Genomic DNA, 14,827 nt, shown 5'->3' with positions numbered 1-14,827 from the left:
GCGCATGCGCACCGTGCAGTGCCGGAGGCTCCGTGCGCGTTCCCGCTCCCGGTGCGAGCTCGTGCCCAGAGCCACGGAACCGCACCGTGCCGGATCACCCGACCCGTGCGAACTTGCCCGCCCCGTGCCCCGCCACAACCCCGCACCGAACCACCTCCACCGCGCCGACCCACGAACCCCGCACCGTGCGCCGTACGCCGTACGCCGTACGCCGTGCGCCCGACACCCAACTCCCGGCATGTGACGGACGCACCACACGTCTGTCGCGACGTCACCCGGCCCCGATAGTGTCGGAACGTGAGCAACGACGCATTCGACGACCGCTACGAGCTGCGCGAGTTCGCGCCCGGGACGGACGACAAGGGGGCACCGAACGCCGACACGGCTGCGTGGATGCAGGCCGTGGGGATGGGGTTCCACGAACCCTTCCCGGACGACGAGGGCGCAGCCCGCATGGCGTCCCACTTCATCGCCGACGAAGAGACGTTCCTCGGCGTCTACGTGCGCGAGCCGTTCCCGGGGTCCGTCGACGAGACGTGGCCGGCCGGCACCTTCACCTGGTTCCGCAAGGCGCTGAGCTGGGGTGACGGGTCCTCCGTCGACACGCAGGCGATCTCCGCGGTCACCGTCCGACCGACCGAGCGTCGCCGCGGCATCCTGCGGCGGATGATGACGCACGCGCTCGAGCGCGGCGTCGCCGAGGGCTACGCCGTCGCGTCGCTGACCGCGTCCGAGGGCACCATCTACCGTCGCTTCGGCTTCGGCTGCGCCGTCCGCGAGCGCGCCGTGCACGTCCGCCGTGAACGGGCGCTCCCCCTCCTCGTACCGACGTCCGGCACGGTGTCGGTCGTGACGCCGCAGTGGCTTGCCGACGGTCCCGGCAAGGCGGTCTTCGACCGCTTCCACGTCCGCACGCCCGGCTCCATGGTCCGCAACACCGGCACCTGGCCGATCGCGTTCGGGCTGCTCGGGCACGACGGACAGAAGGCGAAGGACGTCCGTGCCGCCGTGCACCGTCCCGACGGCTCCGACGAGCTCGACGGCTACGTCACCTGGCGCGTCAAGGAGGGGCAGGGTTCCGACACCTCGATCGAGGTCGTCGACCTGGTCTACGCGAACGATGCGGCCTACATCGCCCTGTGGGAGTTCCTGCTCTCGATCGACCTGAACGACGTCGTGAAGTACACCCGCTCGCGCCTCGACGACCCGATCGTCGCGGCGCTCGGGGACAACCGGGCGTACGACGTCGACCACGAAGAAGACCACGTCTGGCTGCGGGTGCTCGACGTCGCGGCGGTGCTGACCTCGCGGCCGTTCGCCGTCGACGGGTCGCTGACACTCGGGGTCACCGACGCGCTCGGCTTCACCACCGGGACGTACCGCCTCGACGTCCAGGAGGCCCGTGGCACCGTCACGCGCATCGCCGACGACGTCGACGTGGCCGGCTCTGACGTCCAGCTCGACGTCGCGGAGCTCGGTGCGCTGCTGATCGGGTCGGTCTCCCCCGTCACGCTGGCGGCGGCGGGGCTCGTCCGCGCGACGGACCCGGCGTCGGTGGAGCTGCTCCGGGCGATGCTGCTGCCGCCGCGGACGCCGCACGGGATCACGTACTTCTGATCGACGTCGCCCGCGCAGGCTGAGGCGTGAGCCTCGCACCGTGCGAGGGGCGGGCGCCCGGGTGCGAGGCTCGGGCGCCCTGGTGCGAGGTTCCCGATTCCGTGGCATGCGGACGACCTCACACGGAGTACGGAACCTCGCACCACACGAGCGGACAGCGGCCCTACGTCCGGCGCCGCACCCGCGGGTCGACGAACGCGTAGACCACGTCGACGATCACGTTCGCCGTGACGATCAGCAGCGCCGAGAACAGCGTGAAGCCGACGACGACCTGCAGGTCGAGCGTGTGCACCGCGTCGATGAGCAGCGCGCCGAGTCCCTGCATCGAGAACACCTTCTCGGTGATGACCGCACCGCCGAGCAGCGACCCGAGGTCGAGCCCGAACAGCGTCACCACGGGCAGGATCGCGGTCCGGAGTCCGTGCCGCACGACGACCTGACGCTCCCGCAGCCCCTTGGCCCGAGCGGTCCGCACGAAGTCCTGCGACATCGACTCGAGCATCTCGCCGCGGGTGAGCCGGGCGTAGATCGCGGCACTGATGAACGCGAGCACGCACCACGGCAGGACCAGGTGGGTGAACCAGCCGACGGGGTCGTCGCTGAACGCCACGTACCCGCTCGTCGGCAGGACGCCGAGCACGAACCCGAACAGCAGGATGCCGAGCAGCCCGACCAGGTACGTCGGCGCCGAGACCCCGGCGACCGCGACCGTCATCACGGCCCGGTCGACGAAGGTCCCCCGGCGCAGCGCCGAGACGGTTCCGCCGACGACCCCGGTGACGAGCCACAGCACGGCGGCGCCGACGGCGATCGAGGCGGTGACGGGCAGGCGCGACAGGATCAGCTCGGTGACGCTCTCGTGCAGCTGGAACGAGTACCCGAAGCACGGCGCCGCGCACTCGATCACGCTGTTGCCGCTGCCGAAGGTCCGGCCGGTGAAGATCCCGGCCAGGTAGGCGCCGAACTGCGCGAGCCAGGGCTTGTCCGTGCCGAGGAACGCCTGGACCTCGCGCAGCCGGTCCGGGGTGCACGGCTTGTCACAGATCGCCCGCGCCGGGTTGGTCGGCAGCAGCATGAACAGCGCGTAGGTGATGGCCGCGACGACGAGCAGCACGACCGCGGCACCGAGGACGCGGATCGCCAGGAACCGCAGGGTCGCGGCGTTCACCGGGTGCCCCCTCGCGGGTCGAGGGCGTCGCGCAGAGCGTCGCCGAGCACGTTGAACGCGAGGGTGATGAGGAACAGGGCCACTCCGGGGAACACGAGGTACATGGGGTCGGTCTGCACCCAGCCGATGGCGTCGCCGATGCTGCGGCCCCACGACGGCGTCGGCGGGTTGACGCCGACGGCGAGGAACGACAGGGCAGCCTCGGCACCGATCATCGACGGGATCGAGATGGTCGCGTAGACGGTGATCGTCGCGGCGAGGTTCGGCAGCAGCTGCGTCCGGATGACGTGCCACCTCCCGGCGCCCATCGCGGTGGAGGCGACGACGTAGTTCCGGCTGACCAGCGACAGGGTCTGGCCCCGGACGACACGGGCGACGGCCGGCCAGCCGAAGAACCCGATGACGAGCACGACCAGGACCGGCTTGGGGAACGACGTCGGCACGATCGCGGTGAGGGCGATCATGAAGACGAGCGACGGGAACCCGAAGATCACGTCGACGACCCGCGAGAGCACCCGGTCGTACCAGCCGCCGAAGAACCCGGTCGTGACACCGACGAGCACGCCGATGACGATCGACACCAGCGTCGCCGCGAGCCCGATGCCGAGCGAGGTCCGGGCACCGTACGTGACGATCGAGAACAGGTCGCGCCCGGTCAGCGGCTCGACGCCGAACCAGTGCTCACCGCTGATGCCCCCACCCGGACCGCTGGGCGCACCGAACGAGTTGAGCGCGTCGATGTCGTAGGCGTACGGGTCCTGCCCGGAGAGCTTCGCGATGAGCGGTGCCGCCACGGCGACCACCAGGAACACCGCGATGACGATTGCCGAGGCCACCGCCCAGCGGTCCTGTCGGACCCGGCGCACGACGGCCCGGAAGCCGGTCGTGCGGCCCGACGGTGCGACCGGTCGGTCGACGACGTTGGCCGTCACGAGGCCACTCCTTCCCACGCGCGCCACGCCTCGCGGCGAGCGGCCTGTCGCACCGGATCGGCGACGGGCGCTGCGGCGAGGAGCATGCGCGTGTAGTCCTGTTGCGGGTCGTCGAGCACCGCGTCGGTGCTCCCCCGCTCGACGACCCGGCCGTCGCGCAGCACGATCACCTGGTCGGCGAGCTGGCGGACGACGGCGAGGTCGTGGCTGATGAGCAGCATGCCGAACCCGAACTCCTGCTGCAGTGCGGCGAGCAGGTCGAGCACGGCGGCCTGCACCGTCACGTCGAGTGCCGAGGTCGGTTCGTCGGCGATGACGAGTGCGGGCCGCAGCGCGAGCGCACGTGCGACGGCGACGCGCTGCCGCTGGCCGCCGGACAGCTGGTGCGGGAACCGCTCGGCCCACGAGGGGTCGAGCTGCACCGCGGTCAGCAGCTCGCGCACCCGCTCCGCGCGCTCGGCGGCGGAGTCGGTACCGTGCACGAGCAGCGGTTCCGCGATGCTCCACCCGATGGTCTGCCGCGGGTTGAGCGACGACGCCGGGTCCTGGAACACGATGCCGACGCGGCTGCGCAACTCGCGCAGTCGTCGCCCACGAGCGGTGCGCAGGTCGCTGCCGTCCACCTCGACCGAGCCGGCGACGACGGGTACCAGGCCCGCGAGCGCCCGGCCGATCGTGGACTTCCCGGAACCGGACTCACCCACCAGGCCGACGGTCTCGCCGGCGTGCAGGTCGAGGTCGATCCCGGAAACGGTCGGTCCGCCTCGGCGCGAGTACCGCACGGCGACGTCACGCAGGCGCGCCACGGACTGTCTGGAGGCACGGCTCGCGTCCGCCTCGTCGCGCACCGCAGCGGTCTTCGCGCTGGGCGACACCTCACGCGCGCCCGGAGCCGTGACCTGTCGCTGGGCGCGTGAGCCGGGCTCGCCGGCCCTGGCGTCCGGCGCCTCCAGACTGGGGACGGCCGCGAGGAGCTCGCGCGTGTAGTCGGCGGTCGGGTGGGCGAAGACCTCGGCGACGGTCCCGTGCTCGACCGGGTCGCCGCGGCGCAGCACCAGCAGGTCGTCCGCGACGTCCGCCACCACACCCATGTCGTGGGTGATGAGCAGCACCGCGAGGGAGCGCTCGCGGCCGAGTCGCCGCAGCAGGTCGAGGATGCCGGCCTGCACGGTCACGTCGAGCGCGGTCGTGGGCTCGTCGGCGAAGAGCGCGACCGGGTCACCGGCCAGGGCCATCGCGATCATCGCGCGCTGGAGCTGGCCACCGGACAGTTCGTGCGGGTAGGCCTTCCGGATGCGCTGCGGGTCGGTGAGCCCGGCGTCCCGCAGCAGTTCGTCGACGCGGGCCGTGACCCCCGCGCGGTCGAGCCCGGTCGGGTGTGCCCGGACCGCCTCGGCGATCTGCGTGCCGATCGACAGGACGGGCGTGAACGAGTTCATCGGCTCCTGGAACACCACGCCGATGCCGGCACCGCGGACACCGCGGAGGGTCTCGACGGGGGCGCCGACGAGCTCCTCGCCCCGGAACCGGGCGCTCCCGGACACCGAGGCCTGCGGCGGCAGGAGGCCGAGCACGCTCATGGCGCTGACGGACTTGCCCGAGCCGGACTCCCCCACCAGGGCGAGGACCCGGCCGGGCGTCAGGTCGAAGGAGACGTCACGGACGACGGGCTCCGCGTCGCCGAACGCGACGCGGAGCCCCTCGACCTGCAGGATCGGTTCCGTCACTGCTCGAGCGAGACCTTGAGGTAGTTCGGGTACGCGGGGAAGTCCGCGATCTGGAAGTTCTGCACGTTCGAACCGGCGAGGAACGACTGCTTCGCGTAGATCAGCGGCACGACCGGGGCGTCGGCCATGATCTCCTGGTCCGCTTCGGCCCAGAGCTTCTGCGCGTCGTCCTGGTCGACCGTGGAGCTGGCCTTCGCGATGAGCGCGTCGACCTCGGGGTTGCTGTACTTCGAGACGTTGTAGCCGCCGCCACCGATCTGGGACGAGGCGTAGAGGGGCTGCAGGTTGGCGTTCGCGCTCGGGAAGTCCGGCTGCCAGCTCGACAGCGACAGGTCGAAGTCGGTGCCGTTGGTGGTCGCCTGCGTGAAGGAGTCGTAGTCCAGCGGCTTGAGCGTCACGGCGATGCCGGCACGCTTCAGCCCGGACTGCAGCGCCTGCGCCTGGGCCAGGTAGGTGGGGTCATTCTGCGTGACGAGGGTCAGCTTGAGGTCCTTGACACCGGCCTCCTCGAGCAGCTGCTTCGCCTTGTCGACGTCGCCCGTGGCCTTCGTCTCGTACAGGTCGTAGTCCTCGCGGCCGGCGATGCCCGGGGTGATGAGCGTGGACGCGTAAGTGCCGGCGATCGCGCCGCCGGCGGCGATCCGGAAGGACTTGCGGTCGACCGCGTACTGCAGCGCCTGGCGGACCTTGAGGTCCTTGAGCTCACCGCGCTGCGTGTTGATCGCCATGTACGTGATCGGGCCGGCCTTCGACGTGGCCAGGCGGTCCTGCGCAGCCGGGTTGCTGCGCACCTGGTTCAGCTCGGCGGCGCCGAGGTAGATGGCCCCGAAGGAGTTCTTGGCGTCGCCGTTGTCCGCGATCAGCGTCTGGGTGGCCGTGGACTGGTCCTGGCTCTCCTTGAAGACGATCTTCGACGGGCCGGCCGTGCGGACCTCGTCGGTCTTCGCGCTCCAGTTCTTGTTCCGGACGAGCGTGACCTGCGAGCCCTGGGTGTTCGACTGCACCTGGTACGGACCGGAGGCGACCGGCTTCAGGTCGTAGGCACCGGTGTCCTTCCCCTCACCCTCGGGCACCGGGGTGAACGCCGGCATCGACGCGAGCCACGGCCAGTCGCCGTACGCGTCGTTCAGCTTGAAGACGATGGTCTTGTCGTCCGGGGTCTCGATGCTGTCGAGCGACTTCCCCTCGAACGGGCCCTTGTAGTCGTCGCCGCCCACCAGGAGCGACTTGTGGTAGCTCAGACCACCGCTGAGGGTCGGCGCGAACGAGCGCTCGATGCCCCACTTGATGTCCTTCGTCGTGATCGGCGTGCCGTCCTGGAACTCGACGCCGTCCTTCAGCGTGTAGGTCCAGGTCTTGCCGTCGTCGCTCGAGACCCCGGTGTTGGTCGCCAGGTCCGGGACGACCTTCGCCGTCTTCCCCGGCTCGACGTCCCACGTGGTGAGCCGTCGGGCGACGAGACCGAGCGACGTGATGCCGAGGCTCTGGCTGGTCGCCGGGTCGAGGTGGAACGAGGTCTGCGGCGTCAGGATGTTCAGCGTGCCGCCCTTGGCCGTGCCCTCGGCACCGTCGTCGGACGAACCCCCACCCGAGCAGCCGGTCAGGACCAGGGCTGCTGCTGCGGCGACGGCCGCGGTGATCGTCAGGCGGTTGGGGCGTCTCATGACGGTGCTGCTCCTCGGGGAAGGGGGTCGCGACCACGGTGGCGGTCGCTGCGACGGCGGAACGGTTCACCCGCCGGGCGGCGTCCATCCTGACACCGCGACGGTGGCCCGTCCGAATCTCGCGCGCCTCGGACGACGCACGACGAAACATTGCAAGCGCCGTCCGCCGTCCCGCTATTCCCGATGCGTTCGCACCCGAGTGCGTCAGCGGTCGAAGAGCCCACCGAGGAAGTCGTTGCCGAGGTTCGACGCCTGCTCGCCGAGGCCGGACGCCTGCTCACCGAAGCCTGCTGCCTGCTCACCGAACCCGCCGAGCAGCTGCTCGCCCTCGCCGACGATCCCCTCGACGCCACCACCGAGGTCACCGAGCCCGAGGTCACCCATGCCCGAGGCGATCCCCTCGAAGTCGACGCCCAGGTCAGCGGCACCCGCCAGGACCGGGCCGGCGGCGGCGCTCAGCACCGCTCCCCCGGCGACCGCTGCGGCGAGGCCACCGAACGCCATCGCGCCGGCACCGACCGCTGCACCACCGGCGAAGGCGCCGCCGCGGCCCCGCCCGTTGCCCGAACGGCCCGAACCGCCGAGGACCCGTCGGACCAGACCCGGACGCGACATCTCACCGCGGGTCATCGCACGGGCCATGCCGCCCGCCGAGTCGTCGCGCAGGTGCTCGTGGGGCGGGAGCTCGGAGTTCAGGCGGTCGCGCACCTGCTGGCGCTGCGCGGCGGTGAGCCGCGCGAAGGCGTCGTGGTGGACCTGTTCGAGCTGCTCCGGCGACGAGGTGCGGAGCAGGTAGTCGTACTTCGCCAGGGCGACCTTGTCGGCGTCGGACCCGTGCTGCGGCGGCGGCTGCTGGCCGTACTGCTGTGGCTGGCCGTACTGCTGCGACGGCTGCTGGCCGTACTGCTGCGGCGGCTGCTGCTGGTTCCGGTCGTCGCCGGTCAGCTTGTCGGCGGCGCTGCGCACGATGCCACGCCAGTCGGTTCCGCCCTGCTGTGATCCGGCGCCGGGCGCGGTTCCCCCCTGCCCACGCTTCTGGAGCTGCTTGTCGATGGCCTTGGAGGCCATGCCGATGATGCGGTTGAGGTTCGCCATGCCCCGACCTTTGCGTCCTCACATGTGAACGCCCGGCGCTGCTCCGGTGCGACACCCGGACAACGCATCCCGATCCGCTGGGAAACGGCGCGGCTCAGGACAGGATGCGGGCCAGGAACGCGTTGCGGAACCGCCCCGTGGGGTCGAGGTCACGGGCGAGCGCAGCGAAGTCGGACAACCGCGGGTACGCCTCGTGCAGCCGCTCCGCACTCGCAGCCGAGACCTTGCCCCAGTGCGGCCGAGGGTCGAACGGTGCCAGGACGTCCTCGATCCGGGCCACCGCCGCGGACACGGCGGCGGGGTCACGACGGAACGTGAAGTGCAGGCCGACCGACTGCCGACCGGACGACGGCGCGAGCCAGGCGGTGTCGGCCGCGACGGTGCGGACCTCCGCGGCGATGAGGATCGGGGCGAACAGCGACGCCAGCGGTCGGAGCGCCTGGAGTGCGGCCACCGCTGAGCCCGCGGAGATCAGGTACTCCGCCTGGATCTCGGCCCCGGTGGACGGGGTGAACGAGGACCGGAAGTGCGGCAGCCGCTCGGACCACGGCCCCGGTACGCCGCCCTGCTCGGTGACCCCGGCCGGGTCGTTCGCCCCCGGGTGCACCGGTCCCGAGGCGGCACGGGCACCGAGCGCCACCAGGTCGACGGTCGGAGCGGCCTCGTCGACGCGGTGCTTGACCCAGACCTGCCGTGCGCCGCGGTCGTCGAACGACGTGAACATCGACACCGAGTACGCGTCGGACATGACCTGGTCGAACTGCTCGGCGACGGCGTCCCACGGCAGGTCGAGGTGCACCGTCGTGGCGACCTGGAACGTCGGCTCGATCGCGAGCTCCACCGCGGTGACGACGCCGAGCGCGCCGATCCCCACCCGGTGGGCGTCGAGCAGCCCGTCCGGCGACGAGGCGTCGACGTGCGCGAGCTCACCGGAGGCGCGCACCACGTCGAGGCCGACGACCGCCTGCGCGAGCGACGGGTTCCGCACACCGGAGCCGTGCGTTCCCGTGGCGACGGCCCCGGCCGTGGAGATGTGCGGCAGGGACGCGAGGTTCCCGAGTGCCCAGCCACGGGCCTCCAGACCGGTCGCGACCTGGCTGTGCGTCATGCCGGCGGCGACCCGCACGACGCGACGCGACGTGTCGATGTCGAGCACGGGCGGCAGGTCCGACAACGACACCTGGACGGCGTCGGTGTCGGCGATGGTGTTGAACGAGTGTCGCGAGCCGAGCGCCGTCAGGCGCGGCGTCGCCGCGACGAGCTGCTGGAGCTCGTCCACCGACGTCGGGCTGGCCAGCGCCGACGCGCGGTACGTCACGTTGCCCGCCCAGTTGGTGCGGGTGCGCTCGGCCGCGATCACGTCGCTCATCTCGGGGTCCTGACTCCTCTAGAAGCCGCGGTCGAGACGGTGCCACGTCTGCTGGAGACGCAGCTCGTCGCGGAAGCCGCGGGCGGTGGTGTGCTCGTCGATGACCAGGAACTCGGTGCCGACCATGGTCGCGAAGTCCTCGACGACCTGCAGGCCGACCGCCGTCGTCATCACGGTGTGGTGCGCGGCGCCGGCGGTGAGCCAGGCCTCGGCGGCGACGGGGAACGACGGCCGGGGCTCCCAGACCGCGCGGCCGACGGGCAGCTTCGGCAGGGCCTCGGTCGGAGGCACGACGTCGACGACGTTCGCGGTGAGGCGGAAGCCGTCGCGGGTGTCGGACAGCGCGACGACGACGGCCTCGCCGGAGTCGGCGGTGAAGACCAGGCGGACCGGGTCGTCCTTGCCGCCGATGCCGAGGGGGTGGATCTCGAGCGTCGGCTTCGTGGTGGTGAGTGCCGGCGAGACCTCGAGCATGTGGGCACCGAGGATCTTCTCGGCACCCGGGGTGAGGTCGTAGGTGTAGTCCTCCATCAGGGAGGCACCACCGGGCAGGCCGGCGCCGGCGACGTTCATCGCGCGGACGAGGACGGCTGTCTTCCAGTCGCCCTCGGCACCGAAACCGTAGCCGTCGGCCATCAGACGCTGCACGGCCAGGCCCGGCAGCTGCTTGAGCGAGCCGAGGTCCTCGAAGTTCGTGGTGAACGCGGCGCTGCCGTTCTGCGCGAGCAGGGTGCGGAGACCGATCTCGATGGCGGCGCCGTCGCGGAGCGCGGCGTGCCGTTCGCCGCCGCCGCTGCGGAGTGACGGGTCCACGTCGTAGTCGCGCTCGTACGTCGCCACGAGTGCGTCGACCGCTGCCGTGTCCGCTTCTGCGGCCTCCACTGCTGCCGCGAGCTCGTTGACGGCCCACGTGTTGACCTGCACGCCGAGCTCGATCTCGGCCTCGGTCTTGTCGCCCTCGGTGACGGCGACGTAGCGCATGTTGTCGCCGAAGCGCGTCAACTTCAGCGACCGGACGGCTGCCGCACCGGCCGCGGCACGGGTCCAGTTCGCGACGCGCTGCTGGACGCGGGGGTCCGAGACGTGACCGACGGCCGTGGCGTGCCGGACGCCCAGGCGGGCCAGGGCGTAACCGAACTCACGGTCGCCGTGCGCGGCCTGGTTGAGGTTCATGAAGTCGAAGTCGATGTCCGCCCAGGGCAGCGTGACGTTCGCCTGCGTGTGCAGGTGCAGCAGCGGCTTGGTCAGGGCCTGCAGGCCGCCGATCCACATCTTGGCCGGGCTGAACGTGTGCATCCACGTGGTGACACCGATGACCCTGTCGTCGGCGCTCGCCTCGATGAGCGCCCGGCGGATGCCGTCGGCGTCCTTGAGCACGGGCTTCCAGACGAGCTTGACCGGCAGGTGACCGGCGAGTTCCGCGTGGACGGCCTTGCTCTGCTCCTCGACCTGGCGCAGGGTCTCCTCGCCGTAGAGCCCCTGGGAGCCGGTGAGGAACCAGACCTCGTAGCTGTCGAGCGTGGCCTGGGGGGCGACGGTGGTGTCCTGCGTCATCGCATGGCTCCTTCGGGGTTCTGTCCGTAGACGTTCTGGTAGCGATCGAAGAGTCGATCGATGTCTGCTTCGGGGATCGGGACCGCGTCGCCGAGCTGCCGCGAGATGTGGACGGTCCGTGCCACGTCCTCGCACATCACGGCCGCCTTGACGGCGTCCTTCGCGTCCTTGCCGATCGTGAAGACGCCGTGGTTCTGCATCAGGACCGCACGGCTGCGGTGGCCGCTGAGGGTGTCGACGATGCCGTGGCCGATCGAGTCGTCACCGATGATCGCGAACGGGCCGACCGGGATCGGTCCGCCGAACTCGTCCGCCATCGCCGTGATGACGCACGGGATCGCCTCGGCACGCGCAGCCCAGGCGGTCGCGTACGTCGAGTGGGTGTGCACGACGCCGCCGACCTCGGGCATGTTCCGGTAGACGTAGGCGTGCGCGGCGGTGTCGCTGGACGGACCGTGCTCGTTCCCCCAGCCCTCGGCCGGCACGCCGTCGAGGGTGCAGACGACCTGGTTGGCCGGGGTCAGGTCGTCGCTCGACACACCGCTCGGCTTGATGACGAACAGGTCGGTGCCGGGCACGCGCTCGGAGACGTTGCCGCCGGTCCAGATCACCAGGCCGTAGCGGACGAGCTCGCCGTGCAGGCGCGCGACGCGCTCACGCGTCGTCGCCACCGCCTGGCGTGTGGTCTCGTCGATCGCGTCCGTCATCGGGTCACTTCCTTCTGGGTCGTCTGGCTCGTCCGTGCCGTCTCGGTCGTGTCGGCCTGGAGGCGCGGGTCGGCGCCGTCGGTCTGCTCGGTCGGTCCTGTGGTCGCGCCGGGGCGGGTCGCCGCCGCGGCGACGTCCTGCACGGGCAGTGCGGCCCGGTAGCGCTCCAGGTACGTCTGGAACCCGGCGACGTCCGCTGGCTCGGGTTCGGCCACGTGCACAGCGTCCCCACCGAACACGGTGTCGGACAGGTAGTCGGCGAGCTGCTGGTCGGTGTGCTCGAGGTAGGCGGCCAGCACGGCGATCCCCCACGCGCCGCCTTCGCCCGCGGTCTCCTCGAGCGCGATCGGCACGCGCAACGCCGCCGCGAGGAGCCGCTGCGGGCTGCCGGGCGTGCGGAACAGCCCGCCGTGCGCGGTCATCCGGTCGACCTGCACCTGTTCGCCGTGCAGGACGTCCATGCCGATGGCCAGGGTCGCGAAGGCACCGTGCACCTCGGAGCGCACCAGGTTGCCGAGCGTGAAGCGTGCGCCGGGGGTGCGGAGCAGCAGGGGCCGACCGTCCTCGACGTGGGTGACGGGTTCGCCTGCCAGGTAGTTGAAGGAGAGCAGGCCGCCCGCGTCGGGGTCGGTGTCGTCGGCGACGGCCTCGGCGAGCAGGGTGGCGTAGACGTCGTCGATGCCGATCGGGGTCGCGCCGGTCCGCTCGCTCGAGGCCTCGGCGAAGCGCCCGAACACCCGGGCCCAGCTCGCGATCTCGCTCGCGCCGTTGTTGCAGTGCACCATCGCCACGGCGTCCCCGGCCGGGGTGGTGACGACGTCGAGTTCCTCGTGCGCGGTGGTCAGCGGCTGCTCGAGCACGACCATCGCGAAGATGCTCGTGCCGACGCTGACGTTGCCGGTGCGCGGGGCCACGGCGTTCGTCGCGACCATGCCGGTGCCGGCGTCGCCTTCGGGCGGGCAGAGCGGCGCGCCGGGTTCGAGCGTGCCGGTCGGATCGAGCCAGGCCGCACCCTCGGGGGTCAGTTCACCGGCCTCGGCACCGGCGACGAGGACCTCGGGCAGCAGGGACCGCAGGTCCGGCACGCCGATGAGGTCCTGCGCGGTGGCGAGCATGGCGTGGTCGAAGTCCTTCGCGCCCGGGTCACCGGGGCCGCTGTCGACGGGGCCGCCCTGGATCGGGAACATGCCGCTCGCGTCACCGACACCCAGGACGTCCCGACCGGTCAGACGGCGGTGCACGTAGCCGGCCAGGGTCGTGACGCCCGCGATCTGTGCCACGTGCGGCTCGTCGTCGAGGACCGCCTGGTAGAGGTGCGCGATCGACCAGCGCAGCGGGATGTTGAACCCGAGGGCGTCGCTGAGCCGTTCGGCCGCGGGACCCGTCGAGGTGTTGCGCCAGGTGCGGAACGGCACGAGCAGTTCACCCGCGGCGTCGAAGGCGAGGTAGCCGTGCATCATCGCGCTGACGCCCACCGCGCGGTAGGTCGTCGGTCGGACGCCGTACTGCGACTCGACGTCGGCGGCCAGGGCTGCGTACGCGGCACGGAGGCCGGTCTCGACGGCCTCGAGTGAGTAGGTCCAGCGGCCGTCGACGTACTCGTTCTCCCACTCGTGGGAACCAGCTGCGATGGGGACGAGGTCCTCGTCCACCAGGCAGGCCTTGATGCGGGTGGAGCCGAGCTCGATCCCGAGTGTGGTGCGGCCGTCCACGATCCGCTGTCGGCGGTCGTCGCCCATGCGTTCCTCCAGAACCTCGTCGTCCTCAGTGAGCGCTCACATCCTGGCACGTGAGCGCTCACACACGCAACGCCGCGGCGCGCCGCCCAGGTGCCCGGTCCCGACCGAGCGCCGAGGTCGCACGACACGCCGCCGACTCTGCGCGGAGGTTCCACGAACGGCCGCTCGGATCGCCGAGCTGCGCAGATCGTGGAACCTCGGCGTCCGCGACCCGGGGGCACCGGCGGACCGGCGCCCTACGCGCCGACGGTGCTCTCGCGGATGACGAGCGACGGGGTCACGGCCGCCGACGACGCCGTCCCCCCGTCGATCAGGGCGAGGAGCGCCTGCCCGGCGACGCGCCCGAGCTCCTCGAGCCGCAGGTCCACGGTTGTGAGCGGCGGCCTGGAGGCGAGCGCCATCACGTCCCAGTCGTCGAACCCGGTGACCGCGACGTCTCCGGGCACCGAACGCCCGAGCTCCCGCAGCCGGTCGCACACACCCCGGGCGATCTGGTCGCTGCCGCAGACGATCGCGTCGACCTCGGGCGACTCGCGAGCCAGCACGTCGACGGCCTGCCGGCCCCAGCGCTCGGACCACTCGCCGTACAGCGGCTCGGTGACCAGGTGCGACCCGAGCACCGACGTCGCCCCTGCCACCCGACGCACCGCGGATCGGTGCCGCGCCGGTCCGCTCACGATGGCGACCCGCTGCCGTCCGAGCGAGCGGACGTGGGACGCGACGAGTGCAGAACCGGCGGCGTCGTCGAGGGTGATCGACACGTCGGCGTCGTCGGTCGAGGGCGTGAAGGCGTAGACGACGGGGATCGAGACGTCGATCGGCGGCCGGGCGTCGGCGGAGCGACCGGTCACGATGATGCCGTCGACGCCGCGGGCCGCCAGGGAGCGCAGGTAGTGGGCCTCCCGCACGTGGTCGTCGCGGGTGTCGCACAGCAGCACGGCCATCTGTCCGGCGGACAGGGCGTCCTCGGCACCGAGCAGCACCGGGATCGAGAACCGGCCGAACGAGTCGGTGGTGATCATGCCGACGGTGTAGGTCCGCCCCGACGACAGCGCACGGGCTCGGGCATCGCCGACGAACCCGAGCTTCTCGGCGGCGTCCTTCACCCGCAGCCGGGTGGCGTCCCGCAGCTGCCCGGTGCCGTTGAGCGCCTTCGACGCGGTGCCGATCGACACCCCGGCGAGCGCCGCCACGTCGGTGATGCGGATCGGCTGTCCGGTGCGTTCGAGCGTCACGGCAACCACCTTTCCGACGA

Annotated in this window: 11 protein-coding genes; 1 reads left to right on the top strand and 10 read right to left on the bottom strand. The window is 71.7% G+C overall.

From position 1 onward, the window contains the following. Positions 1-297 precede the first annotated feature (297 nt). Complete coding sequence (locus KK087_RS01500) at positions 298-1,617, top strand: GNAT family N-acetyltransferase (RefSeq protein ID WP_214563969.1); 1,320 nt, start codon at positions 298-300, stop codon at positions 1,615-1,617. A 163-nt stretch (positions 1,618-1,780) separates the two neighbouring features. On the opposite strand, the gene KK087_RS01495 is transcribed toward KK087_RS01500, so the two are convergent. The 10 genes from KK087_RS01495 to KK087_RS01450 form a co-directional block, all read right to left on the bottom strand. Beyond that, entirely contained in the window at positions 1,781-2,785 is a 1,005-nt protein-coding gene (locus KK087_RS01495) for an ABC transporter permease (protein ID WP_214531127.1), read from the bottom strand. Then, positions 2,782-3,717, bottom strand: coding sequence for an ABC transporter permease (locus tag KK087_RS17755; RefSeq protein ID WP_214543975.1), 936 nt, complete (start codon positions 3,715-3,717; stop codon positions 2,782-2,784). Before KK087_RS17755 ends, KK087_RS01495 begins: the two co-directional genes overlap by 4 nt. Next, entirely contained in the window at positions 3,714-5,444 is a 1,731-nt protein-coding gene (locus tag KK087_RS01485; protein ID WP_214563968.1) for a dipeptide ABC transporter ATP-binding protein, read from the bottom strand. The genes KK087_RS17755 and KK087_RS01485 overlap by 4 nt, the downstream gene beginning before the upstream one ends. Then, complete coding sequence (locus KK087_RS01480) at positions 5,441-7,108, bottom strand: ABC transporter substrate-binding protein (protein ID WP_214531123.1); 1,668 nt, start codon at positions 7,106-7,108, stop codon at positions 5,441-5,443. The genes KK087_RS01485 and KK087_RS01480 overlap by 4 nt, the downstream gene beginning before the upstream one ends. 204 nt (positions 7,109-7,312) lie before the next feature. Continuing rightward, positions 7,313-8,203: a cation-transporting ATPase gene (locus KK087_RS01475; protein WP_214563967.1), complete on the bottom strand. Its 891-nt coding sequence runs from the start codon at positions 8,201-8,203 to the stop codon at positions 7,313-7,315. 94 nt (positions 8,204-8,297) lie between these two features. Beyond that, positions 8,298-9,572 carry an FAD-binding protein gene (locus KK087_RS01470; RefSeq protein ID WP_214563966.1) on the bottom strand — a complete coding sequence of 425 codons (1,275 nt, stop codon included), beginning with the start codon at positions 9,570-9,572 and terminating at the stop codon, positions 8,298-8,300. A gap of 18 nt (positions 9,573-9,590) precedes the next feature. After that, a complete protein-coding gene (gene araA, locus KK087_RS01465) occupies positions 9,591-11,126 on the bottom strand; it encodes an L-arabinose isomerase (protein WP_214531118.1) in 1,536 nt (511 codons plus the stop codon). Continuing rightward, positions 11,123-11,833: an L-ribulose-5-phosphate 4-epimerase gene (locus tag KK087_RS01460; RefSeq protein WP_214531116.1), complete on the bottom strand. Its 711-nt coding sequence runs from the start codon at positions 11,831-11,833 to the stop codon at positions 11,123-11,125. The genes araA and KK087_RS01460 overlap by 4 nt, the downstream gene beginning before the upstream one ends. Further along, positions 11,830-13,572 (bottom strand): xylulokinase, encoded by a 1,743-nt coding sequence (locus tag KK087_RS01455; RefSeq protein ID WP_214563965.1) that lies wholly within the window; start codon positions 13,570-13,572, stop codon positions 11,830-11,832. Before KK087_RS01455 ends, KK087_RS01460 begins: the two co-directional genes overlap by 4 nt. A 236-nt stretch (positions 13,573-13,808) precedes the next feature. Then, on the bottom strand, positions 13,809-14,807 hold the full coding sequence (locus tag KK087_RS01450) for a LacI family DNA-binding transcriptional regulator (protein ID WP_214563964.1): 999 nt from the start codon (positions 14,805-14,807) through the stop codon (positions 13,809-13,811). Positions 14,808-14,827 lie beyond the last annotated feature (20 nt).

Origin of the sequence: Curtobacterium aurantiacum, assembly GCF_018598555.1 — a bacterium.
GTDB lineage: Bacteria > Actinomycetota > Actinomycetes > Actinomycetales > Microbacteriaceae > Curtobacterium > Curtobacterium aurantiacum.
Note: the sequence above shows the minus strand (reverse complement) of the source record. Positions and strands in the feature narration are given on the sequence as shown.

Bases quoted from the DNA above. Each gene is read 5' to 3' on its own strand.
- KK087_RS01480 (WP_214531123.1), bottom strand. From the start codon at position 7,108: ATGAGACGCCCCAACCGCCTGACGATCACCGCGGCCGTCGCCGCAGCA.
- KK087_RS01460 (WP_214531116.1), bottom strand. From the start codon at position 11,833: ATGACGGACGCGATCGACGAGACCACACGCCAGGCGGTGGCGACGACG.
- KK087_RS01470 (WP_214563966.1), bottom strand. From the start codon at position 9,572: ATGAGCGACGTGATCGCGGCCGAGCGCACCCGCACCAACTGGGCGGGC.
- KK087_RS01475 (WP_214563967.1), bottom strand. From the start codon at position 8,203: ATGGCGAACCTCAACCGCATCATCGGCATGGCCTCCAAGGCCATCGAC.
- KK087_RS01455 (WP_214563965.1), bottom strand. From the start codon at position 13,572: ATGGGCGACGACCGCCGACAGCGGATCGTGGACGGCCGCACCACACTC.
- araA (WP_214531118.1), bottom strand. From the start codon at position 11,126: ATGACGCAGGACACCACCGTCGCCCCCCAGGCCACGCTCGACAGCTAC.